The organism is Clostridium sp. AM34-11AC (genome assembly GCF_003435375.1).
Classification (GTDB): Bacteria; Bacillota; Clostridia; order Lachnospirales; family Lachnospiraceae; genus Pilosibacter; species Pilosibacter fragilis.
The window spans coordinates 130,455-153,942 of sequence record NZ_QWGL01000002.1 but is presented as its reverse complement, the minus strand read 5'-3'; the positions used below and the strand labels follow the sequence as shown (position 1 = coordinate 153,942).

The 23,488-nt window shown below is 47.1% G+C and carries 21 protein-coding genes; 7 read left to right on the top strand and 14 right to left on the bottom strand.

Going from position 1 to position 23,488, the window contains the following annotated elements:
* A partial coding sequence (locus DW826_RS03835; RefSeq protein WP_117552071.1) for a transcriptional regulator occupies positions 1-631 on the top strand: 631 nt, incomplete at its 5' end.
* Between the two features lie 69 nt (positions 632-700).
* Entirely contained in the window at positions 701-1,036 is a 336-nt protein-coding gene (locus tag DW826_RS18045; RefSeq protein ID WP_015521721.1) for a hypothetical protein, read from the top strand.
* A gap of 776 nt (positions 1,037-1,812) precedes the next feature.
* Here the strand turns inward: DW826_RS18045 and DW826_RS03825 are convergent.
* From DW826_RS03825 to DW826_RS03785, 9 genes are all read right to left on the bottom strand, one after another.
* Positions 1,813-2,295 carry a zf-HC2 domain-containing protein gene (locus DW826_RS03825; protein WP_066545390.1) on the bottom strand — a complete coding sequence of 161 codons (483 nt, stop codon included), beginning with the start codon at positions 2,293-2,295 and terminating at the stop codon, positions 1,813-1,815.
* Positions 2,288-2,773 (bottom strand): sigma-70 family RNA polymerase sigma factor, encoded by a 486-nt coding sequence (locus DW826_RS03820; RefSeq protein WP_117552070.1) that lies wholly within the window; start codon positions 2,771-2,773, stop codon positions 2,288-2,290. Before DW826_RS03820 ends, DW826_RS03825 begins: the two co-directional genes overlap by 8 nt.
* A 204-nt stretch (positions 2,774-2,977) precedes the next feature.
* On the bottom strand, positions 2,978-3,349 hold the full coding sequence (locus DW826_RS03815) for a TnpV protein (RefSeq protein WP_066545385.1): 372 nt from the start codon (positions 3,347-3,349) through the stop codon (positions 2,978-2,980).
* A gap of 32 nt (positions 3,350-3,381) precedes the next feature.
* Positions 3,382-5,328 (bottom strand): recombinase family protein, encoded by a 1,947-nt coding sequence (locus DW826_RS03810; protein ID WP_117552079.1) that lies wholly within the window; start codon positions 5,326-5,328, stop codon positions 3,382-3,384.
* Positions 5,309-5,539 carry a helix-turn-helix transcriptional regulator gene (locus tag DW826_RS03805; protein ID WP_007488123.1) on the bottom strand — a complete coding sequence of 77 codons (231 nt, stop codon included), beginning with the start codon at positions 5,537-5,539 and terminating at the stop codon, positions 5,309-5,311. The genes DW826_RS03810 and DW826_RS03805 overlap by 20 nt, the downstream gene beginning before the upstream one ends.
* An 89-nt stretch (positions 5,540-5,628) precedes the next feature.
* A complete protein-coding gene (locus DW826_RS03800; protein WP_007488117.1) occupies positions 5,629-5,814 on the bottom strand; it encodes a hypothetical protein in 186 nt (61 codons plus the stop codon).
* Between the two features lie 15 nt (positions 5,815-5,829).
* Entirely contained in the window at positions 5,830-7,119 is a 1,290-nt protein-coding gene (locus DW826_RS03795; RefSeq protein ID WP_117552069.1) for a plasmid recombination protein, read from the bottom strand.
* Positions 7,120-7,499: 380 nt separating this feature from the next.
* Entirely contained in the window at positions 7,500-8,891 is a 1,392-nt protein-coding gene (locus DW826_RS03790) for a phage/plasmid primase, P4 family (RefSeq protein ID WP_117552068.1), read from the bottom strand.
* Positions 8,866-9,486, bottom strand: a complete 621-nt coding sequence (locus DW826_RS03785; RefSeq protein ID WP_117552067.1) for a CHC2 zinc finger domain-containing protein — start codon at positions 9,484-9,486, stop codon at positions 8,866-8,868. The genes DW826_RS03790 and DW826_RS03785 overlap by 26 nt, the downstream gene beginning before the upstream one ends.
* A gap of 223 nt (positions 9,487-9,709) precedes the next feature.
* Here DW826_RS03785 and DW826_RS03780 point away from each other — a divergent pair, with 223 nt between their 5' ends.
* The 5 genes from DW826_RS03780 (at position 9,710) to DW826_RS03760 (ending at position 15,664) form a co-directional block, all read left to right on the top strand.
* Positions 9,710-10,837 carry a DUF6076 domain-containing protein gene (locus DW826_RS03780; RefSeq protein WP_117552066.1) on the top strand — a complete coding sequence of 376 codons (1,128 nt, stop codon included), beginning with the start codon at positions 9,710-9,712 and terminating at the stop codon, positions 10,835-10,837.
* Complete coding sequence (locus DW826_RS03775) at positions 10,830-11,462, top strand: hypothetical protein (protein WP_021683574.1); 633 nt, start codon at positions 10,830-10,832, stop codon at positions 11,460-11,462. The genes DW826_RS03780 and DW826_RS03775 overlap by 8 nt, the downstream gene beginning before the upstream one ends.
* Before the next feature lie 44 nt (positions 11,463-11,506).
* Positions 11,507-12,679, top strand: coding sequence for a hypothetical protein (locus DW826_RS03770; protein WP_117515287.1), 1,173 nt, complete (start codon positions 11,507-11,509; stop codon positions 12,677-12,679).
* A gap of 85 nt (positions 12,680-12,764) precedes the next feature.
* Complete coding sequence (locus tag DW826_RS03765) at positions 12,765-13,436, top strand: response regulator transcription factor (protein ID WP_117515285.1); 672 nt, start codon at positions 12,765-12,767, stop codon at positions 13,434-13,436.
* A 2-nt stretch (positions 13,437-13,438) separates the two neighbouring features.
* Entirely contained in the window at positions 13,439-15,664 is a 2,226-nt protein-coding gene (locus tag DW826_RS03760) for a HAMP domain-containing sensor histidine kinase (RefSeq protein ID WP_117515283.1), read from the top strand.
* Between the two features lie 67 nt (positions 15,665-15,731).
* On the opposite strand, the gene DW826_RS03755 is transcribed toward DW826_RS03760, so the two are convergent.
* The 5 genes from DW826_RS03755 to ilvD form a co-directional block, all read right to left on the bottom strand.
* Positions 15,732-15,977 (bottom strand): DUF6061 family protein, encoded by a 246-nt coding sequence (locus tag DW826_RS03755; RefSeq protein WP_117484580.1) that lies wholly within the window; start codon positions 15,975-15,977, stop codon positions 15,732-15,734.
* Between the two features lie 24 nt (positions 15,978-16,001).
* Positions 16,002-17,672, bottom strand: coding sequence for a 23S rRNA (uracil(1939)-C(5))-methyltransferase RlmD (gene rlmD / locus DW826_RS03750; RefSeq protein WP_117484581.1), 1,671 nt, complete (start codon positions 17,670-17,672; stop codon positions 16,002-16,004).
* 166 nt (positions 17,673-17,838) lie between these two features.
* Entirely contained in the window at positions 17,839-18,156 is a 318-nt protein-coding gene (locus tag DW826_RS03745) for a hypothetical protein (protein WP_015554931.1), read from the bottom strand.
* A gap of 835 nt (positions 18,157-18,991) precedes the next feature.
* Positions 18,992-21,352, bottom strand: a complete 2,361-nt coding sequence (locus DW826_RS03740; protein WP_117552065.1) for a UvrD-helicase domain-containing protein — start codon at positions 21,350-21,352, stop codon at positions 18,992-18,994.
* 348 nt (positions 21,353-21,700) lie between these two features.
* Positions 21,701-23,440, bottom strand: a complete 1,740-nt coding sequence (ilvD, locus tag DW826_RS03735; protein ID WP_345941748.1) for a dihydroxy-acid dehydratase — start codon at positions 23,438-23,440, stop codon at positions 21,701-21,703.
* Between the last annotated feature and the right edge of the window lie 48 nt (positions 23,441-23,488).

The following is a 23,488-nucleotide window of genomic DNA, read 5'->3' as shown; positions in this document are numbered from 1 at the left end:
AATTCAAGAGAGCGCCGCAGGCGGTCTTTCCTATAAAGCAAGAAATCACCCAAACGCTGATCTTGCAGACCTGCGTTTGAGTGATGATATGATTGAACTCTTGAAAAGTGGGTTGATAGATAATTCCCTCTTGTGTGAACTGGCAGTACACCCGGATTTTCCCCGGCTGATGGCTGACCTTGAAATCTATGTAAACGGTATCGCAGGAAAACAGGTACAGAGCGCAAACGCCATCGTGGACACCATGAGTGCAACGATTATGAAGCAGTACAATCCCGGCTTGTCCGACCCGCAGCTAAGACAACTTATCGCCGCTCATATTGATGATGACAGCTTTTGCCGCTATGTGATACAGCAGGACATAAACAAGATAGCCCTCGACCTGCGGGAAGCCCATAAGGACGATTTTTTCAGCGTTCCGGGGGACAACCCACTGGAAGATTTCTTGCAGACCGCCGAGGAAACTGCCAGTCCAGACAGCGACCCGGAGCAAGCAGCTTTGGCGTTTATCTGTAAGCGGCTCAAATTGAATTTGAAAAAGCTGTCCGAGGAAGAAAAGAAGTGGCTGAAAAAGATTGCACAGAAGTCGGACTTGCTGAAAAATCCAAACCCACAGCGGGGGAGGAAGTAAGGAAATGGCAAATACCAATTTATCGGAAGTTACACGGAGTGAGAAATCAGAAGTCGATGAGGAAAGCAAATGTATTATGAATTACAGCCGTTGAGAATTCAAGCAGGATGGAAAATACAATATAATAGCTTTACAGAGTACGATATTGAGATACATGGCTTAAATGATTTATTAGAGCTAAATGAAGATTTACTACAACTTTATAATGAAAAAGCAAATCTGATTATTGATTTAGGATGGTATCCCAGTCATAGTATAGACGGGAATTATATATTGCGGCTTGTTAAAAATTATAAATGGGATTGTCCCTTAGAGCAAATTACATCTAAATCAAAAAGAGAGATTATTGCCTGTATTGAAAAATGGACATGCTATGATTTTTTTGTGAAATATAGTAATCGCTAATTTCCAGTTTACCGGAAGATAGCAAATCCAGTCGAGCCAGTCAACGGTCAAGATGAACGGCACATTTTATGTGCCGCCGTTGACAGTCCTGCCCGTCTTTGCTAATAGTCAATCAAGGCGGGAAAGCCTTAAAATGGCTTCCCGCCCATTTCAATTTTGAGAGAAAAATCCGTCTGCTTTTTCGTAAGTGTGGCCACAAGTTCGGGACATTTTGTCCCGAAGTCCGGCGTGGGACAAGGGACGGGGGCTTTCATATACGCCCTGTCTGCTGGCGAAACCAGTCCTGCGCTTGCGGCTCCACGCCACGCAATCACAGCCCTGTTTTCCTGCCGTTTCAAATGCCCTTGCCCTCCCTGGGGGCAACCGCATTTTCGCGGCAACGCCGACAGAGCGTATAACACACTACACTTTGCAAGCAAAGTCGTGTGCCAAGGGGCAAGCCCCTTTGGAAACCCCTGACAACAAAACAGGCTGAATATCCCGCACTTTCCCGGTGCTTGATACTCAGCCTTTATTTGTTGTCAGCAGCCCCCGTTTCGTGGTCTGCGTGTAGTTCCTTGTAAACTGACCTAAGCTGATATTCATAGCACAATCGAGCAGTTGTTAATCATGGAGATAAAAACTTAACCACAAGTTAAAAGCCACGGCTTTCACTCTGATATGGAGTGCAGTCATGGCTCTTTCTAAATGATGTAAAAGGGCGATAGCATTTTATGCTGTCATCCCTTATATTTATTGCAAAACCAGATTGAAGCGATGGATACAGACCACTCTCTTTACGGTTGACTATTTCGACTGGTTTTGCTGTTTAGCTTTTTCTTGATTATAAACATAATAATCATATAAATAAGGCACACTATTACTCCAGAAACTGTCATTTTCAAAAGACCGATATGCCATGCGATTTGAAGTCGTGCCAGATAATAATCAGGGACTGCTCCGTTTAGAAGTACAGGTATGCCAACTTTCAATACAGGTAAACATGCCCCAAACAGGAAGCTGATGATTGCACCCAAAACAAAATTCATTTTTTGATATATGTTTATTTTTTTCAGATAATCAATCTCTTGCATTTTTGTAGCATTATTCCTGTTGGCTGAATTACTTAATTCTGCTTTAAACGTCCGGTATTCATTCTGACAATTTTGGCATTCTTCCAAATGCTTTTTAATAAATGAATTTGTTTCCTCGGATGTCAAATCATCCATGTATAAAGGTAGTAAATCATTGACTATATTGCACTGCAATTCTTTATTCATTTTTCTTCATCTCCTCAAATATTCTTTTTTTTCCACGATAAAAATTAACACGAGCCCAATTTTCACTTTTGCCTATTATTTCACCGATTTGAGCGAAAGATATTTCTCCAATCAACTGTAAATACATAACTTCCCTCATCGGTTCATCAAGATTATGTAGCGACTTCAATATCTCTACATTTTCCCACTGGATAAATAGTTCATCTTCAGCAGAAGAAATTGTCAACATGTCTTCATAATTTGATAAATCTTCAAATGATTTATTGTCTCTTAAATACTTGAGCCAAAGATTTTGAGCAATACCACAAAGCCATGTCAATACACTGCTATTTCCTTTAAACTTGTTAATACTATTTACAGCGCAAAAGAAAGTTTCCTGTGTTAATTCTTCTGCAAGTTCATGGTTACATGTTTTACTTAGTAGAAACGTATAGACCTTTTTTGAGTGGTTTTGGTATATTTCTTCCATTGATTCCATCGTACTTCCTCCTTTCTGCTAAGTTAGTACCCGGAAATCATCATTCGTTACACATAAATAAATAATTTGTAGAGCTTTGTATTTCCTTATGTGCATTTTAGTATATAAGCATAAATTTTTCTACAAAATCCCTTTTCATTCTCCAAAAGAGATGATATCTTCAGAATCGAGAAGGAGGGAATTCATCACTCCCTCCTTCTCGATTTAACAACATATCAATTCATTCAAAACAATTTCCTCTGCCGCATTTCGGATGTTATTGCAAGCACCAACCCATGCCATCTGATCACGAGCCTTTAATGCTTCGTTTATGCCCTGCTGCTCCTGCATTTGCAGGGTCAACAGTTCCATTCTTTGATTAGCGGTATCATCCACCTCATTCAGATGTTTGACCAGTTCTCCATCCAGCAAAAGTGTGTTGTACAGCATCTTATGGTGTTCTTTCAGATAGCGCAGACGCATTCTGCCGTACTTTCCGTAATGCGGTTCTTCCTCCGGAAGTTCCAAATCCGGATAATACATTCCATCTGCTCCGAGCGTATATGTACCGCCCATTTCTTCGAATAATGACTTCATATGCTATTCCTCCTTGAAATCAGCAATGACCTTTAGATCATCGCAAAATGTTCAAGAGCAGCTCGGATAGCATCTTTCTTTTCTTTCGGGCATTGTGGTACTTTCTGATTTTCTTTCTGTGAAATATTGTAATGTTCTCCTACATCAATACCACATTTGCGTTTAATTTGGGAAATATATAAAGTTGAAACCTTTAAGCCAAATTCTTTCAGCACATAATCCTTGATTTCCTGATAGGTAGCCTTTGACTCAGCAGCGGTAATATCAAGCTCATCCAAGTCTAAGTCGACCTCTATCGTATCATCCGGAGTTTTTCTGGACAAAAGAACTACCGTCTCGACTGTTGTTTCAGTTTCCAAGGGAAGTTCTTTCACTTCCTCGCCATCAACAGGCACAGGGAAGTTGAATACAATCTTCTTTATCCAGCTTCCGTCTTTTCTCTTTTCCGGGAACATCTCAATTCGCTCAATAAAGGCTTTCATAAACTCTTTCTGTTCTGCTTCCGTTGCGGAATGGTAGACTTCATCAAATGCCAGTAAGAGCCGATAAATGTTATCGCCGGAGATTTTCTCCTGCTGGATGCTGCGTATCTGACTTTGCAATTCGCCAATCTGAACTTCGATTTCTTCTATCGTATCATACTGTTCATCATATCGGCGCTGCAAATCCAAAATTTTTCTGTCATAGTGGGCATCGTTGATGTCCAAAGTATCCATCTGACGCTCCAAGCGGCTTTTCGTTCCAAAGGCTTGCTTTAGCTGTCCTTGCAGAACGGCGATCTGCTTTTCCATATCCTCTGTATCAACCGCCGTTCCAATTTTCGCTTGAATTGCTTCTATAAATCGGGGATTGCTGACCATAGCGGAGATGACCTTCGCCACAAATTTGTTGATTTCCGTCTGCTCGATATTCAGCCGGAAGCTGCACTCATGTCCCGTCGGCGTAACCGTATTTTTGCAGTAGTAATAATACCGTGTTTTCTTGTCCTTGCTATGAGCCTTGGCAATATTGCCGTACATACTCTTTCCGCAACACGGGCATTTCAAAATACCGGATAGGATGTGTGCGTGGTCTGGATTGTTGACCTTTTCCCGCTTAAAGGAATTGATCTTGCGCTTTTCCTGTGCCAGATACCAATCTTCTTCGGAAATGATGGCTTCATGCTGACCATCGTAAACAGGGAACTCCGACTGCTCGACCACGTGCATCTCATTTCTTGTACCTTGCCTCTTTTCGGTTCTCCGTCTGCCATAAGCAATTTTACCCATATAAACGGGATTATCCAGTACGTCCTGCACGAAGTTCCTTGAAAATCCGGGGATGGTGTTATTTTGCCGCAGCTTCTTCACAAACCCGTTGCGGTTGAGATATTTAGCAACTCCGGCAACGCCCTCATTGGTATGGATGTAGCGGTCATAAATAACACGGATTACTTCCACTTCATCCTCCGCAATGACAAGGTTTCCGCTTTCCAATTTGTATCCATAGGGAGCGAAACCGCCGTTCCATTTGCCCTCACGAGCCTTTTGCTCCCGTCCTGCCATTGTCTGTGTGCGGATATTCTCTCGCTCGATTTCCGCCACCGCAGACAGCACGGAAATCATAAGCTTTCCGGCATCCTTGGAGCTGTCAATGCCATCCTCCACGCAAATCAGGTTGACACCAAAATCCTGCATGAGCTGCAAAGAGTTCAGAACATCGGCTGCATTTCTGCCAAATCTGGAGAGCTTAAAGACAAGCACATAGGAAACGCCGTCTTTGCAGTCCTGGATGTCGTTCAGCATCCGTTGAAACTCCTGCCTCCCTTGGATGTTCTTGCCGGAAAATCCTTCGTCAGAATACTCCCCGGCAACGACCATATCCTCGTATGCCGCATACTTCCGCAACTTGTCCCGCTGGGCATCCAAGCTGTATCCGTCTACCTGCATGGAGGTGGACACTCTCGTATATAGATAACATTTAAGTTGCTTCTTTTTCAGAATCGCCACCTCCTTCGCTCATTTCTTTTACCATCAATCCCTCGTTGCGGATATAATACTCCAAAAGTCTAAGCACATAATCCGGTGCATGGCGGTTGTCCAATTCCCACTCGGTCATAGTCCGGTAAGGAATATGGACGAGCTTGCAAAAATCTTTCCGGTTCAGTCCTGTGCTTTCACGCAACTTAATAATTCTGTTTTTACAATCCATTCGTCTTTTCTCCCAAAAAGCAAAAATACACGTTGCGTACATATTATAGCATAGCCGCAACAAGTACGCAACGTGTAAATTGTAAATTTTTACGCAGCCTTATCCGTCAAAGGCTGCGCTTGCTTATCATCCTTGGAACACTCCACCGTTTGCGGTGTATCCTGCTCTAATTTATCCAAAACCTGATGCCCGTACTTCTGGAGCATCTGGCTCATAACATCCACACAGCGGTCAAATGCCGCATTATATTTCGCTTCCTCATAATATTTCTTCAATAGGCGATTCCTCCATCAAAGTTCCATATCCTGTCCACGCTTCCGGTCAGGGTGTTTGTGTTCCTGCGTTTCCTTTCCTCTGATGAGGATAGAATTGATAAAAGCCCGAACCCTTTCGGATGCAATTTCCAGTGCATCCAGAAAAGGCTGGGCTTTCTGTTTCAGTTCCATATATTTTTCGTTTACTGCTTCATACCGCTGTTTCCAGATGGAAACCGTCTTTTCAGCGGAAGCCAGTTTCTCCTTCAAGCGCTTGTTGTCAGCATTGGCGATAATGCCGTTGACCGCATAGCGTTTGAGCGTGTCGCACTCATCCGGTGTCAGCGTGATATTATTTCCGAATGTGGCTTTCTTTCCCATCGTTTCAATCTCCTGCACCGTCAGAGCAACGGTCTTTGCTGTTTTGGTTTCCTTTTGCAGAGCTTCCAGTTTCTTTTTCTGTTTCTCCGTGGCATCTTTGGCATTCTCCAACCCCCGCTCCGCCTGTGCCACCTGTCCGGTCATAGCTTCCAAACGCTGCTGTTCAGCCTGAACCTTGAACTGTGTCACTGTCAGATGTTCCTCGGTGCTGCCACGCTCTCCACGCTCCACATCGGTATATCCGGCATTTCGCATGAAATGAAAAAAGTCATCCTGCAACACACTGTAGGACGACTTCAAAATCTTTTTTCCGTTTGCGTTGAGCATGGGATTTCCGTTTTCATCAAGCAACGGCTTGGAGTCCCATTTCTTACTTCGGCTGACCTGTGTAATTGTTTCCTTTACCGTTCCCCGGAGTGCTTCATCCTTACACCGCTTCGACCAAAGAATCTGCTTTTCCACCACCGGGATATAAACCACATGAAGGTGATAGTGGTACACATCCTCGCCAAGAGCTTCGGACATTGCCCGGTTGCGCTCATCGGCGTGCATCACAGCGGAGAGGATATACTGCTCACCACCCACGATCTCCACAGCGGCTTTATAGGCATCGGTATAAAACTGTTTCGCAAATTCATAGCCGCCGTGGTTGTAGAAATAGGCGGAGTTCACATCAAACACCAACTCGCCGTATTTCACAGCATCCGGTTTCAGACCTCTTGTGGAGATCACATTATCATGCTCCATCTGCTCAAACATTTTCACATAATCATCCGTGGGTGCTTTGAAATGAACGTTCAGAGAAGTGCGCTCCGGCACGATGTCCTGATTGCTGTAGCTGTCCTTTTCACGCTCATTGTGTTCCTGTACCTTCGCCACATCCGCAGGCGTTTTCAAGTCCTGATTTCTGGCTATGGTACGGTCTATTCCATCATTTCTTGCCATTGAATTTTTGTCCTTTCTTTGAGATTTGCAGACAGTGGGGAGCTACGGAGAGGCACTTTTTCAAAGTGTAATAACCCACTATGACACTTTCATCCATACTGGCTGCAAAGTGCCGTGGGCTCTCCGAGGGCTCTCCCGAGGGGGAATGCGGTCACTGCGGTGACCTCTGCTGACCAAGGCGAAAATGTCTGCGCCTTTTCCCATGGTCAGCCCGTCTGCATGAAGCTGTTCTGTGTCAACTTCCTCTTGCAGCCGGTGTCCACAGACACTTTTTCAAAAGCCTGTGGACATAGAAACAGCCCGAACGAGAGGATGTGTGCTGTTTCTATAACAAGCGTTTTACGCTCTTTTGCTGCGTACATACATACCAGCAATGGGATTTACTCGACCTGCCGCCATTCCTCCGGAATGTCCTCCGGTACGTACGTACACGGCGAATCTCCGTAAAACCCATTTATATGAGGTCGTGCAATGGCTTCCACTCCCATGAATCCCCACACCCGCCGTCCGGCTGAGTTGGTGATGTTGTTGCAATGCTCCAGATTGAATTTCTTGGCATTGGCAATCATGGCGTCGCTGAAGCTGCGGACTTTCAGCGGAGCAAGAGAATTTTCCTCGCACCACATCCGATAGATTTCATAGAAATCCTTGGAGCTGATGGACGCATCCGCTTTACGCCGGATGTATCCCTCGGAATCCATGAAATCAAAGATATTGTTGTTGTCACGTTTGACCGCTTCCCGGTTTTCCCGGATACGGTCACTCTCCGTAAACTTAAAGTTGTTGGCAACAAGCCGCTGCAAGCCTTCAAATGCCCACAGGAAGATACCCTCGGATTCGGCTTTCATCTTCTCCGCAAGGTCGGGATCGTCAGCTCTGTCCACTGGCTTTTCCTTGGTGGTCAGCACAAGCTGTCTGCGGTAAAAACCATCGCTGCGATCATAAAGAGCTTGCAAATCGCCGTTGCTGAACGCAAGCAGCCGGGCGAACATCCAGCCCTGATAACTCTGCTTGCCTTTGCGTTCCAAATCCATCTTGCCCTGTGCTGTCACGATGGATTTTACATAGTTGGTCTGGCGCAGAGCTTCCATCCGCATATCATCATCCACGCACAGCAGGATGTGTTCCAGATCAGCACGGGCGAAGCGGTTTTCAGAAATCTTGCCGATGCTGCCGTCTTTCATATTCGTGCCAAAGATAGCCGAAAGCACAGCTCCGATTTGGGATTTGCCCTCGCCGCCATTGCCCTTAATCACCATCATACGCTGTCCCTTGTTGGAGGGAATCAGGCAGTAGCCGATGAACTCCTGCAAGGTGGGAATGTCCTCCGCATGGAGCAGTCCGTCCAGAAAGTTCAGCCAGATCACCGGCGCAGTAGCATCGGGATTGTAGGCAACCGGCAGACGGCTTCGCACGATAGTCGGCCTGCCCTTGGTAAATGTGCCGTCCAGCAGCACCGTACCGTTGGACACATGGATGCGATCCTGCTCCGGTGGAAAGTCAGGCACTTGCGCTTCCAGTTTCAGCACTTCCAGAATGTTGGTGATCTTCCGGGGGATGTTGTTCACGGCACAGAATTTCAGCTTGTCGTAAATCTCCCCACGCAGAGGAAGATCGTCCGTCACTCGACCATCGGGCGTGAAAAAAGCTCCGTTTGCGAAGATGATCCTGCGCTCTTGCAGAAATTCTTCACAAAACAGAGCTTCGTTGATGTTCTGCCCGTCAAACCACATGGGCAAGTTCATATCAGGCGTTTTCCGGTTCTTCGCCATGGTGCGCCACCTCCTTTTTCTTTCGTGCGGTATACTCTTGCAGAAAAGCAATTTTGCCGTCCAGCATCAGCTTGTCCACCAATGCCACCCGTTCTTCCAGATCACCCACCGTCAGCACATCTGCCATATATTCGATATGGCAGTGCATCTGGCAGGCTTCCACAAAACGGTCATCCAGAGCATCTTCCGGTGTCTTGGGAGCATAGCGCACTTTCCAATCTTCCAACAGATGCAAATAATCCGTCAGCACCCGGAAGCACAGCATTTCATCCTCCCGGAACTGACGGATATAGGGACGCTTCGGCTTGACCATAGCTGCGGCAGTGGGCGATTTCGGGTCAAGCCCGAAGTCCAAAGCCAGCTTTTGCGCTGCTTCATAACTGCTCAGATTGAACAGCCTTGCCACAAGGTCGATCACATCCCCTTTGGCTCCGCAGCCGAAGCAGAAAAAATAGTCCTCATTCAGCTTCAAGCTCGGATGCCTGTCGTTGTGGAACGGGCAGCAAGCCATGCCGTTGTGGCTCACTTTCAGCCCGTAGTGTTCGGCGGCTTGCTTGACGCTGATTGCCGCCTTGATGGTTTCATAGATTGTCATAGAAAACCCTCCGTTCATAATATTCTGGAAAGCACGAAGCAGCCGCCGTGATTGGCAGGTGCTTCGCTCCTTCTATTATGGTTATGACGGATTTTTCAAAAAACAGGGTAATCGGAGGACAACCCCGTTTCAAAAAACAGGACAACTTTTCAGAGAATATGGATTTCTTTACATTTGCATGATACAATCAAGAAAGTAGAAAAACAGGACAGGAGGGGCAAGCATGAACCAAGAACTGATGACATTGGATTTTTGGCAGGATACGGTTATATATGAGGGAAAAACACTTCCTGTCGGCACGCTTGCCTGTGATGCGCTGAATGTCCCTGCGGATACCATTTCAAGGATGAACGAGCAATGCGAGAACATCAATCTGCTGCTCGGAACATTAAACGCCGGACAGGATGCTTCTGCACTCTGTCCCATTGCAAGGGAAGCTACTCTGGCGATGTTGGATATTCTCAGCGAAACTCCGCCGTTCTCCTATATGGATATACCAAAGCACAGAAAACGGATTGAAAAAGTCTTTACTGTGGACAATACGCTGAAATATGTGGAGTTTGCCATAAAAGCCGCAACCAATTCTTTGCAGTTTGAAGAAATCCAGAACTTTACCGATGCGATGATGCTCCAACGCTATACCGCAGTTTTCGGGCATCTGGCATACTCCCTTGGGGAATACCAAACGGCCATGCTTGATTTTGCAGAAAAAACAGACGGCAACGAAGCAGACCGCACCGCAGAGGGTTTTGCAAAAATGTTCGGCAGCTATTTCCCGCCGGAGTTTTCCATCACGGAAGGCAATGCCTGGATGTCTACCCTGAACAATTCCGTTCAGTATGTATCCGTCATCCGTCCCGGCGAAAAAGTTGCGAAGCTGGTCAAGCGGATGCACTATGTATCCTTTGTAGGGATGTTCCGGTCTGATCTCTTTGAGGGCCTGTGTGTTGGTCATGCACCGAAGAAATGCAAAATCTGCGGCAAGTGGTTTCTGACCACCAACGCACGGCACACCAAATACTGTGGCGGCTATGCACCGGGGGACAAGCTGCACCGCACCTGTCGGCAGATCGGCAACCTGAAAGGCAGAGAACAACGGGAGCTTGCGGACGATCATCCGGTGAAACAGATTTATGAGAAACGGCTGAACACCATAAACCGCTATGTGAAGCGTGGTACTCTGGACGCTGATCTTGCAGAGGTTATGAAAAAGCTGGCAAAAGATAAGATGCTCCGGGCATTGAGCAATGTAGCCTATGCCAAGGGAGCTTATGAAAAAGAAATGGACCAGGCGGCTTTGAAAAAGGAAGCAAGTGCAAAAATATACAAAGAAAGGGACAAACATGAATAGAAAAGAACTTAGTCAGAATCATTGGAAATACTACTTAATGCTCGAAAAGCGTTTTGTTGAATCAATAGAGTTTGTAGAACTACATGAGGACAATTTTGATGCATTTTCTAACGGATATGCCCTCTTAATTCAAGCCATAGGGGCAGAGTTGGATACTGTATTCAAAGAGTTTTGCGGTTTCAATACAACGGATCGAAAAACGGTTGCAGACTATGCACAGTATATTTTGACCAACACACCGGATATAAAAAATCAAAAAATCAGTGTACAGGAATACGATATCGAAATACAACCGTTTATGAATTGGGATATTACCCAGCCCGCACAGTCGTTGCAATGGTGGGGAGCATTTACAGATGTCAAGCACAACCGCTATGAGCAGTTGAAGCAAGCAAAGCAGGAGAATGTACTAAATATCTTGGGAGCTTTGTATTTGATAGAAATGTTGTACTTGAAGAAAATCACTGATGGGACAGACGAATTTGATGTGTTTGATGAATCTTCCAACTTGTTTAGTTTGAAAAACTGGACTTCTAAGGCTGTGCCGCTGAGCCAAGCTTTTGCCGTGCTAAGCGATATGATGGACGACGAAAATAATACTACTAACAAAAAGTTCGATGCATAATTACTGTCGATATTGATAGAGAAAGAACCGAAAGGAGGTGCGCTATGCTGAGTGATTTTTCATGGGACATGACCGGATACATACCAAAACACGCTGTCAATCCGCACGGTGACGGCATCATTCCTTATGCGGCAGAGCGCATCTTCCAACTGGAACCGGAGCCTCCAGCGGTGGGCAATCTGAACGAATATATCCTGTCTGCCTTGCAGGAAAAGAATTTGATATATTTCTCATTCTTCCTACACCACTACGAGCCGCAACTTAACAAGCGCATCAAAGACTTTCTCGGTGTGGATGGCGGCGATCTGTACGACACAGACCGATTTATAGATATAAAGCTCTCCTGCCGGGAGCAAATGCTCCAAAAGCTGATGGACTATGATCCTGCCAAGGGTGCGAAGTATGCTACATACATTTTTCCATTCATTCGGGATGCTATGCTACGTTTTCGCATGGGAGAAGAAAAATGGTCGGTATCCTCCCTGACCAATTACAAAATGGTGCGGTCAATGGCTTGGCTCTACCATAACAGCAAGGATGCAGTCAGCGAATTTGCCAAGAAGTACAACTGTGATCTTGCCCTTGCGGAAGAATATCTGAAAGTTGTCCGTGGCATCCGCAATCAGCAGCCTTTCTATGTGACAGACGAGGACGGCGAGGAAACCGACGAAGATGTTGCCCTTGATGATACTTGGAACTATGCCGACATTCTCTGGAACGGCATACAGGCGGAAAAGGTGCAGCGGGCTTTTGAGAAACTGAACTACCGGGAGCAGACCTTGCTTGAAAAGCGGCTGGCAATCTGCATGACCTGTGGGCGTGTCGGCTCATGGAAAGGTCGTCCCACCTTTGAGGAACTTGCAGTTATGTTCGAGGGCAGCACAGCCAGCGGTGCAGAGCGAGCCTACCGGAAAGCGGTGGACAGGCTGACGGAATTATTGGTTGCCGAGGGCGCAATCCATGCTGTCCGGCTGAAACAGAAGTCCAAAACCAAGCGCAAAAAGAAAATTGCCGCCGCAATCTACGAATACCAGGCAGACTGCGACGGCGAATGGGGCGAGATTTCCTTGGATTTTGAAAACGGCACAGCGGAGATTATCCGACTTGCCGATTGGGATACCATGAAAACAAACCGCTTTGCCAACAAGGTAATATCCTACCTTTTGAGCTGCGAGAATGAGAAGCTGCCAAAGGAAACTACAGTAGCGTTTGAATAAGCTTATAAATATTAAAAATCATTTCTTTTGACACAGAGAATACAAATCGGTGTTGTACAGTAAGGGCGAAAGGAGGAAAAGTATTATGAACAGTAAGATTTTGATTGTAGAAGATGAGGCCAAGTTGCGGGAAATCCTGTGTGACTATTTCAGCAGCAAGGGAGAACTGCCTGTTGAAGCAAGCAACGGAATACAGGCGCTTGAGCTGATTGATGAAAATGAATTTGACGCAGTTTTGCTTGACATTATGATGCCGGAGCTTGATGGGCTTTCTGTCTGCCGTGCTGTGCGCAGAACAAACGATGTTCCTATCATTTTCCTCACAGCCCTTTCCGACGAGGAGGACAAACTGCTGGGTTATGAACTCGGTGCAGATGATTATGTGACGAAGCCATTCACCATGTCTGTCCTTTATGCAAAAACTATGGCGCTCATCAAGCGTAATCAGCGCAGTGTCCTTGCCGGTGACCGGATGGAGGTCAGCGGGATCACTCTGGAGCTGACTGCAGGCAGAGCTTATGCTGGAGGCAAGGAAGTCTTTTTGACGCCGAAGGAGTTTGCTCTCCTTCGCTGCCTGATGCAGAATAAAAACCTTGTCATGAGCCGTGAGCAACTTCTGGTTAAGTGCTGGGGTTACGACTACGAGGGCGAATCTCGGGCTGTAGATACCCATATTAAGCGATTGAGAGAAAAACTTGGCGACTATGCCGAATGCATCAAGACCGTTATTAAGGCGGGTTATAGATTGGAGGGGTGACGATGAAAAAAATCTCCAAAGGCTATCGGATTGCATCAGCTCTTTTCCTAATCTGGGCGATTGTTGATTTCCGCAATTATGCAACAATCGGGAAAGACCTTGTAGCTTATTATTCTGGTGAAAGCATTATTTGGGAATTAGTACAGGATAAACTGTTTCAAGGAATTGTAAAGGTTGTTTTGGCTGTCGCCATCATCGTGGTTGGTCTAATCAGAGCAAGGAAAAAGAAACAGCGTACCGCTCTGACAGCTATTACTTGCCTACTTTCCCTCGCATTGTTTGTAATTTGGGGAGCAGGAATGTTCTGCTTGACCTCCGTTACTGCTGAGTATGCCGCCACAAGATATCTAAATGGCTATCGCGATTTTGCATCTACCATCGCAACTCGAAGCTTTGAACACTGGTTGGGGAAAGGTTTTGATTCCAGTTATGCGAACTACGATGCAAATCGCCGGTGGGAGGCGGTAGACGACGGCGGACATGCAGATACTTTTTATGGTGCGAGATTTATAGTTGGTGAAGATGATGAATTTCTAAAGCGGCCAAACAGCAACAAGGTATATTCTGCTACTGCTGTTTATGATGCAGGAGGAAATCTTCTTGAATGTAGTTGGTCGGATTTCTTTTACTTCGAGTATTTGACAGAAAACCAATGGGATAATCGAGAGGAAAGATCCGGGAATAATGCCCGTGCTTTCTTTGATAGAGAAATGCTTACTGAGAAAGGTAAGGAGATACTCAGCAACAGCGTTCTGACATTCGATGCTGCCGCAATGCGCTTTACCGGGACTTTTGATGGTGTCGAGTTCACACCCATCAAAATTGAATATATCGATTGGGACGAATTCCAGCATGCCTTAGATTCAAAGGGAAGTGGTCAGTATACCGTTTCCGGCATCGTAGAGGATTACGATCTTCAATGGAACACCATGTACGAAGATGCCTCTGACGCTTTATCCAGTGAGGACGTTGTTGTATTCTACTCTGATTGGTTTGATGTTTGCTATAATGAGATATCTCCTGCTTTTTCGTACAAAGGAACAGACTATGAAAATGTAGCTTCCCTTGTTGCCAAACTTGGACCGGAACTGGCTGCCGGAGCAAAGAATTTGACTTTCTACGATGGCCTTGACCTTTTAATCCCAAGTGTGAACTACTGTCACAGCTTCGATGGAGAAACCTATTATGACCCATACTATTATGGGGAGGCTGCCTATGCAGAAGAAGCGCCTGATCTCCATTTTTATACCGTGAGTGTCGTGTACTGCTCTCCTTGGCGCACCGCATTTGGCGAACTGAGCGTTGTGTACTTAATTACACTTCTTATTGCAGTGGCACTTGTGTTCGTATTACGCTCCATAATAAAAAATCATTTAATCCAACCTGTCCTATCGGTTGGAGAAGCGCTGATGAGCGAAGAAGAGAAGAACTACCTATATCCGGAAATGTCAAAAGCTTGGTATGAAAGCAAGTTGCTACAAGAGGGTTTCGCCAAGCATAGCGATAAGAGCCGGATGCAAAGAAACGAGATTACACGCTTGAACACGGCACTTGAGTATGCAAAAGCAGCTGAGGAAAACCGTCGTCAGATGACCTCTAATATTGCCCATGAACTGAAGACTCCGCTGGCGGTGATTCACAGCTATGCAGAGGGACTGAAGGAACACATTGCAGAAGACAAACGTGATAAGTATGTGGATGTGATCCTTGCGGAAGCCGAGCGAACGGACGGTATGGTTTTGGAGATGCTGGATTTGTCCAGACTTGAAGCGGGTAAAGTGAAGCTCTCACGGGATGAGTTTTCGCTTGCCGATCTTACGAAAGCCATCTTCGAGAAACTCCAAATGGCGGCAGAGGCAAAGGAACTGCAGATCAGCTACGAGTTCCCGGAGCAAAGCACCATCGTTGCGGACGAGAATCGAATTGCACAGGTGGTTGAGAATTTTGCGACCAATGCAGTCAAGTACACCCCCGCCGGTGGCAGTGTCACAGTACGGATTCAGAACAATCGTGGTAAAACCACATTCTCCATCGAAAATGACAGCAAGCCTCTTTCCGCAGAAGCTTTGGCTAAAGTATGGGACACTTTCTATCGAGTTGATGAATCCCGCTCCGGAGGCGGCACGGGGCTTGGTCTTGCTATTGCGAAGAATATCGTGGAACTGCACGGCGGCAAGTGTTCTGTCCGAAACACGAAGACGGGTGTGGAGTTCCAGTTTACAATTTAAAACCTTGTTAGAAACAACACGGCCCACCGATCATTTTGACCGGTGGGCTGCGCTATGTTTATTCAGTTCAATCCATCAACTGATGTTCCGATACGCCTTGCACAAACCGTTCTAAATCACCGCCAAACACAAGCTGTGCATATTCCAGCGGCTTGTTGTAGATTAGCCAGTCCAGCTCCGACCGCTGATACATATTATCGGCAACCTCATTCTCCACGGCAATCGTGTCAATCGCAATCATGCTGCCATCTGCAAATTTCAGCTCCACACAGGCGTTATCCATGTTGAACTCACAAGAAATCAATCTATCCATAAGAAACCTCCATTCTGCGGGATGTTAGATCATCCCAAAATATTTGAATGCTTCTCGGATTGCTTTCTCTTTTTCTGGTGGACACTGGGGCTGTCTGGAATCCTCGGATTTCGGCAGATTATAGTTTTTGCCTACCTCAATCCCGCATTTCCGCTTAATCTGTGAGATATAGAGGTTGGACACCTTTAACCCGGTATGCTCCAACACATACTCCTTGATCTGCGGATAGGTAGCTCCATCTTGGAACTCTGACATATCCATATCTTCCAAAGAGAACTCAACCCGAATCTTTTTCGAGTCGACCTCGCCCTTGGAAAGCAAGACAACCGTCTCCACCTGCGTCGTCCCCGGGAACATGTCGACACAGCATACTCTTGTGACCTCATAACCTTTTGCCTGCAGCACAACGAGATCTCTCGCAAGGCTCGTTGGTTTGCAGGAAATATAGATCATTTTTTCACATCCATAATGGTCGATGATCTTTGGAAGCGCCTTCGGATGGATTCCGTCTCTCGGCGGGTCCAAAACGATGAGATCCGGGCGTTCCTCTAAGGTATCTAATACTTTTAAAACATCCCCTGCGATGAAGTCGCAGTTTGTCAGTCCATTCTGCGCCGCGTTCACCTTCGCCGCCTCAACAGCTTCCTCAATGATCTCCACGCCGGTCACATGTTCTGCCGCCGGAGCCAGGATCTGGGCAATGGTACCGGTTCCGCTGTAGAGATCGAAGACCTTTCTTCCGTCTGTCTCACCGATGTATTCGCGGGCTGTTTCATAGAGCACCTCCGCACCGAGAGAGTTGGTCTGGAAAAAGGAGAATGGAGTGATCTTAAATTTTAATCCCAGAAGCTCTTCCATAAAGAAGTCCTGTCCGTAAAGGATCACCGTACGGTCATTCTGAACCACATCCGCAAGGCTGTCGTTTTCTGTGTGGAGGATTCCGGCAAAAGAGCCTTCCAGATCCAGTCCCAGAAGTTTTTCTTTCCAGCCCTCAAGCAGCGCTTCCTCATTCTTATCACTCTTCCAGGTTCCCTCCGTCTGGGTGGAGGTCACAAGATCCACAAGGATCTCCCCGGTCTTCACACCGCGGCGGACGAGAAGATGTCTCAGATAACCGACATGCGCCATTTTTTTATAGAAGACTGCTCCGTGCTCCGTAAAATAATCCAACGTCGCTCTTAAGATCTTACAGCAATCCGGATGCACCAGCACACACTGGTCCACGGTCACGATATCATAAAAGCTGCCGCGTTTATGCATTCCCAGAGTCATGGGACCGTCCTTAAACTCATCTCCGAAGGAAAATTCCATTTTGTTGCGGTATGCCTTTGTCAACGGACTACCTTTGATCCCCTCAAAATTGTAGCCGGCCGGCAGAACCGGATCTAAAAGAGCCCGGACCTGCTGCTCCTTGATCTTTAACTGTTCCTCATAAGGAACCGTCTGGTACGTACATCCACCGCAGTCCGCACGATGAGGACATGCGCCCTCTGTATTTTCGTATGCTGCAGGAGTCACGACCTTAAGGAGTCTTCCCTCGCATCTTCCTTTGCGCTGCTTGGAGATCGCGATCTCGACGGTCTGCCCCGGGAGCGCGTTCTTTACAACTACCTTTTCCTCTCCGATATGGAGGATTCCTTTATTTGGAAAATCCATCTTTTCCACTGTACCGGTGTAGATCTCACCTTTTTTCATATAATTTTTGTACTCCTTTTTCTGCCGGGAATCGGATTTTTCCGTTTCTGATCGCACAGCGCGTAAACGATGCCTCGTTCCCTGATATGTTTTTATGCACAGAAAAAGGCTGTGCAAGCGATCCCTGCCACAGCCTCGTTCTCATTGTGTTTGTAAGCATTTCGGCTTAAGCTTCTTTCTCGTCATCCTTCTCGACAGCTTTTTTCGGAGTTTCCTCCTCTTCCTCGAAAAAGTCATCGTCGAAATCATCGTCGAAATCGTCTTCAAAATCTTCCAGATAATCCGGTGTAAAGAAGCGATATACTGCGTATGCGATTCCGGCTACAGCAGCAACAGCGCCGATGATAGCAAGCACCCAGAGGATACAATTCTTTTTCTTATCCTCTTCTTCTTTTTTATGAAGCAGTTCATTCAGCTTGGACGCGTTTATAAGCTCTTCCATTTTGCTGAGTGCGTCTTTACTCATCGTATCGAATTTGTTCATCCTCACACATCCTTTCTGTTTCACAGCCGCCCCGGACAAGAATGATCCGCACGGACAGATACTTTGTAATAGTATATCATGATTTTATGGTTTTTACTATCCCTAAATTTTCACAGTTTTATGCATCTCTTTTTTATACTTCGATATATGGAGTTTCACAAGCAAACATGATAAAATTAGGTCGCTGTCGAACCTCCAGTAGAAGGGAGGTGTTGTTTGTGGAATTCCTAAGTACATTTCTTCTCTCTGTTATGGCAAGCATAGTTGGCTACTATGTGTGCAAATGGTTGGACAGGGATAACAGACAGTAACAACCTAAATGGATCAGCTCACCGTAACGAGCAAGAAAACCCCTGAAGCGGCAACTTCAGGGGTTTTCGTGTGTCTGTGGACAATAAGTACATTTCTTAGCTACATTTCATTATATGCGATTATTTAGGAAAAATCAATACCAAACTTTTTCAATCACGTTTTGACTTTCCTTTCTCTTTTTTATACTTCGATATATGGAGTTTCACAAGCAAACATGATAAAATTAAGTCGCTGTCGAACCTCCAGCAGAAAGGAGGCGGTATTTATAGATTACATAAACACTTTCCTTGTCTCTGTCGCGGCAAGCATAGTTGGCTACTATGTTTGCAAATGGCTGGATAGGGACAACCGACAGTAACAGCCTAAATGGTTTAGCTCACCGCAAAGAGCAAGAAAACCCCCGGAGTGGCACCTCCGGGGGTTTTCGCGTACTCATAGACATATAAGCACTTTCCTTAGCTGTTTTTAATTATATGCGATTGCCTAAAAAAAATCAATACTAAATTTCTTTTGGCTGATTTATTTACAGCTTCTTCAGCTTCGCAAAGGAAGCAAACATCTTCCTTGTCCCGATCGCCGCATGATCAAAATCGACTGTGACCTCGAAATCTTTTCCGCCGTCCGCGATGGATTTCACGGTTCCGTCACCAAAACGCATGTGATGGACGCGGTCGCCTTCGGAGAAATCCAAAGACTTCGGTTTTTCTACGGTAAACGCCTTTCCGAAGGTCGGCGTGTTCTTCGGCGCCGCAGAAGTCCCGGAGGCATATGGATTCTTATAGGCATCGGATTTCTGTCCAAAAAGACTCACCCCCGCCGGGCGGTTCTGGAATCTTCCGGTGTGACCGTCAGCCGCTTTTCCGTCCGCGCCGGAAGCCTTCGCCCACGGAAGTCCTGCTTCCTCCGGAAGATTCCTGTATGCGTCCGCCATTTTCTTCCATCCGGTCTTTGAATCATCCCGATCCGGACGTTCCAGGCACACATCCGGGATCTCGTCAATAAACCGGCTCGTTCTCGCGTACTGCATCTCGCCCTTCACCATACGGCTCTTTGCGGCGGTCAGCGTCAGCCGCTTCTCCGCCCTCGTGATTCCCACATAGCAGAGACGGCGCTCTTCCTCCAGTGCCTCCGGTCCCTCCATCAGAGACATCATACTCGGGAAAAGTCCATCTTCCATTCCCGCAAGATACACATACGGGAACTCCAGACCTTTCGCGGAATGCAGTGTCATAAGGATAATTCTATCCTCTGACTCATCCATACTGTCGATATCCGCAACCAGGGCAACTTCCTCCAGGAACGCGGAAAGACTCGGTTCCTCGGCGCTCTCCCAGTAGGAGACTGCCTTGTTGATCAATTCCTCAATATTTTCCATTCTGGACTCGGCTTCCACCTCGCCCTCTTCCTTCAGCTCATCACGATATCCTGTCTTATCAAGGATCGCCTCAATCACATCCTTGATCGGAGTCTCTTCCTTTAACATCTTCCGGAACTCGCTGATCTGGTCTGTAAATACTCCGATCTTTAACGCCGCTTTTCCGATTCCCGGAACAGCCTGCACCCTCTCCAGCGCCTCATAGAAACTCATATCGTTTTCCATCGCGAACATGTTCACCCGGGCGACACTCATAGCTCCGATTCCGCGCTTCGGAACATTGATGATCCTCTGCACAGCCAGGTCATCCCGCCCATTGGCGATCGTCTTTAAATAGCAGAGAACATCCTTGATCTCTTTTCTCTGGTAGAAGTTTACACCGCCCACGAGACGATACGGGAGATTGTACGCAACACATTTCTCCTCGAATATACGGGACTGGGCATTCGTCCGGTAAAGGATCGCGTAATCCTTCCATGGACCGCCCTTTTTTACGATATCCCGCACGATCCACTCCGCTTCCTCAAAGGAAGAGCTGAACTCCCGGAACACCGGCCGCTCGCCCACCTCATTCTCGGTCCAGAGCGTCTTATCCTTTCTTCCGGTATTGTTCCTGATCACTTCATTCGCCGAATCCAGGATCATCTTCGTAGAACGGTAGTTCTGCTCCAGCTTGATCACCTTCGCCCCCGGGAACGTCTCCTCAAAGCTTAAGATATTTCTGATATTCGCACCGCGGAACCGGTAGATCGACTGGTCATCATCGCCCACCACGCAGATATTCCGGTATTTTGCCGCTAAAAGGCTCACAAGCTTAAACTGTACCGTATTTGTATCCTGATACTCATCCACCATAATATAGCGGAAACGGTCCTGATAATACTCCAAAACTTCCTGCTTTGACTGGAACAACTCCACGGTCTTTACAAGAAGGTCATCGAAATCCAGGGCATTGTTCTTTTTTAAACGTTTCTGGTACTCCATATAGAGCTCCGCGATCCGTTTCAGTCTCGAATCACCCTCAGCCTTCGCGCTGAGCATAAATTCTTCCGGACTGATCATCTCGTTCTTTGCGGAGGAGATCACGCCGAGGACGCCCCGTTCTTTTAATACCTTCGTATTCACCTCAAGATCCTTGAAGATCTGTTTCATCAGGGTTTTTGTATCATCGGAATCATAGATGGAAAAATCCGTCGTGTAGCCGATATTCTCAATAAATCTCCTTAAGATCCGCACACAGAGGGAGTGGAAGGTGCTGACCCAGACACTATCCGCGCCGTATTCCACAAGGCTGTTGACGCGGTCCCGCATCTCTCCCGCCGCCTTGTTTGTAAAGGTGATCGCCAGAATATTCCAGGGCTTCACACCCTTTTCCTCTATTAAATAAGCAACCCGGTGTGTCAGCGCCCGTGTCTTTCCGGATCCTGCACCCGCCAGCACTAAGAGCGGACCTTCCGTAGTTAAGACAGCTTCCCGCTGCATCGGATTTAATGTATCGTAATTGTTCATTCTGTTCCCCTTTCACGTTTCCGGATACCGACAGTTCTGCTCGTATCTCCCACATACTGAAACCACCGGTATTCCGGCAACAGATACTACCATTCTACCACAGGAACACTCGTTCGTGCAATCTTTATTATATGAAAAGTATGTGGCTGTTCCTGTATGCAGATAGGAATTTTCTGAACTGATAATTCCGTAACAGTACAGTGGCAGCAGTAGATTTTGCCGATTTGGAATGCGAAATGGTAATGATATAAAAACGCCCCGGATCAGAGAGAACTGTCATCTCAGGATCCGGGACGTTTCTTTTGCAGGCCGGCAGCCAGCATTTACTGCCAGTCTCATTTTATTTTTTTAGAATTCCAGATATGCACCTTTCATCGGGCTTGCCGCATGCTCACTGAACATGCGGAGCACACCGCTCTTGTAGCGGAGCTCTCTCGGCTTCCAGTTTTTCTTTCTCTCAGCAAGGACTGCGTCGATCTCCTCCGGAGTCTTTCTCTCGCCCTTGATACCGATGATGTTTAACTTTCTTTCCATCACATCGATCTCGATGAGATCGCCTTCCTCAACGAGAGCGATCGGGCCGCCGTCTGCCGCCTCCGGACTGCAGTGTCCGATAACCGGACCTGTGGATGCACCGGAGAATCTTCCGTCTGTGATCAGGGCGATGGAACGGCCAAGCTCCTTGTCGCTGCTGATGGCCTCGGAGGTGTAGAACATCTCCGGCATACCGCTTCCCTTCGGTCCCTCGTAACGGATGAAGACTGCGTCACCTTTCTGAACTTTATGTTTTAGGACAGCATCCAGACACTCTTCCTCGCTATCAAACGGTCTCGCCTTGAGAACTGCCTTGAACATCTCCTTCGGGCATGCGGTGTGCTTGATAACCGCACCTTCCGGAGCAAGGTTTCCGCGCAGAACTGCGATGCTGCCGTCGGTTCCGATGGCCTTGTCAGCCGGACGGATGATATCCTGTCTTGTGATGGAGATTCCGTAGCGCTCATTGAACTTCCGGAGCCATTTCTCGCAGCGCTCATAGAATCCGTTCTCTTTTAATTCCTTTAAGTTCTCACCGAGAGTCTTTCCAGTCACGGTCATGACATCAAGGTGAAGGTGGTCTTTGATCTCCTCCATGATCGCCGGAACGCCGCCTGCATAGTAGAAGCACTCTGCCGGCCACTTTCCTGCCGGGCGGATATCAAGAAGATACTTCGCGCCGCGGTGGAGTCTGTCGAAGGTGTCACCTGTGATCTCGATTCCAAGTTCATGAGCGATCGCCGGAAGGTGGAGTAAGCAGTTTGTACTTCCGGAGATGGCCGCATGTACAAGGATCGCGTTTTCGAAGCTGTCCATCGTCACGATATCACTCGGACGCATGTTGTCCATCTTCGCAAGCTTAACCGCCTGTTTTCCGGCCTCTCTCGCGTAGTTTAAGAGATCCGGGCTTGTCGCAGGCATCAATGCACTTCCCGGAAGGGCAAGGCCAAGAGCCTCGGCCATGATCTGCATGGTGGATGCAGTTCCGATAAAGGAACAAGCGCCGCAGCTCGGACATGCGTTATGCTTTGCCCAGTTTAAGCGTTTCTCATCGATCTCACCGCGCTCATACTGGGCGCTGTACATGCCAAGCTGTTCCAGGGTTAACATCTCCGGACCTGCATTCATGGTTCCGCCCGGAACAACAACCGCCGGAATATTCACGCGGAATAAGCCCATGAGGTTTGCCGGCATTCCCTTATCACAGCTTGCGAGATATACGCCTGCATCGAAGGGAGTCGCGTTCGCGTGGATCTCGATCATGTTCGCGATCATCTCACGGCTTGCAAGGCTGTAGTTGATTCCATCGGTTCCCTGGCTCTCGCCGTCGCAGATATCGGTGCAGAAATATTTCGCGCCGTGGCCGCCTGCCTCGGCGATTCCTTTTTTTACTTCATCTACAAGGATATGGAGATGTCCGCTTCCCGGATGGCTATCACCTGCCGTGCTTTCGATGATGACCTGCGGCATCGCAAGCTCTTCCGGCTTCCAGCCCGTTCCGATTCTTAACGGATCAAGCTCCGGTGCAAGTTTTCTCATTTCCTGACTCTTCAGACATTTCATGATATTTCCTTCTTTCTTCGTGGGGTGCTGCTCGTTACT

Coding starts and splice junctions, on each gene's coding strand:
- DW826_RS18045 (WP_015521721.1), top strand. CDS start 701: ATGTATTATGAATTACAGCCGTTGAGAATTCAAGCAGGATGGAAAATA.
- DW826_RS03755 (WP_117484580.1), bottom strand. CDS start 15,977: ATGGATAGATTGATTTCTTGTGAGTTCAACATGGATAACGCCTGTGTG.
- DW826_RS03820 (WP_117552070.1), bottom strand. CDS start 2,773: ATGGAATCAATGGAAGAAATATACCAAAACCACTCAAAAAAGGTCTAT.
- DW826_RS03740 (WP_117552065.1), bottom strand. CDS start 21,352: ATGAACAATTACGATACATTAAATCCGATGCAGCGGGAAGCTGTCTTA.
- DW826_RS03815 (WP_066545385.1), bottom strand. CDS start 3,349: ATGAAGTCATTATTCGAAGAAATGGGCGGTACATATACGCTCGGAGCA.
- DW826_RS03745 (WP_015554931.1), bottom strand. CDS start 18,156: ATGAACAAATTCGATACGATGAGTAAAGACGCACTCAGCAAAATGGAA.
- DW826_RS03775 (WP_021683574.1), top strand. CDS start 10,830: ATGAATAGAAAAGAACTTAGTCAGAATCATTGGAAATACTACTTAATG.
- DW826_RS03795 (WP_117552069.1), bottom strand. CDS start 7,119: ATGGCAAGAAATGATGGAATAGACCGTACCATAGCCAGAAATCAGGAC.
- DW826_RS03825 (WP_066545390.1), bottom strand. CDS start 2,295: ATGAATAAAGAATTGCAGTGCAATATAGTCAATGATTTACTACCTTTA.
- DW826_RS03780 (WP_117552066.1), top strand. CDS start 9,710: ATGAACCAAGAACTGATGACATTGGATTTTTGGCAGGATACGGTTATA.
- DW826_RS03760 (WP_117515283.1), top strand. CDS start 13,439: ATGAAAAAAATCTCCAAAGGCTATCGGATTGCATCAGCTCTTTTCCTA.
- rlmD (WP_117484581.1), bottom strand. CDS start 17,672: ATGAAAAAAGGTGAGATCTACACCGGTACAGTGGAAAAGATGGATTTT.
- DW826_RS03770 (WP_117515287.1), top strand. CDS start 11,507: ATGCTGAGTGATTTTTCATGGGACATGACCGGATACATACCAAAACAC.
- DW826_RS03805 (WP_007488123.1), bottom strand. CDS start 5,539: ATGGATTGTAAAAACAGAATTATTAAGTTGCGTGAAAGCACAGGACTG.
- DW826_RS03765 (WP_117515285.1), top strand. CDS start 12,765: ATGAACAGTAAGATTTTGATTGTAGAAGATGAGGCCAAGTTGCGGGAA.
- DW826_RS03790 (WP_117552068.1), bottom strand. CDS start 8,891: ATGGCGAAGAACCGGAAAACGCCTGATATGAACTTGCCCATGTGGTTT.
- DW826_RS03785 (WP_117552067.1), bottom strand. CDS start 9,486: ATGACAATCTATGAAACCATCAAGGCGGCAATCAGCGTCAAGCAAGCC.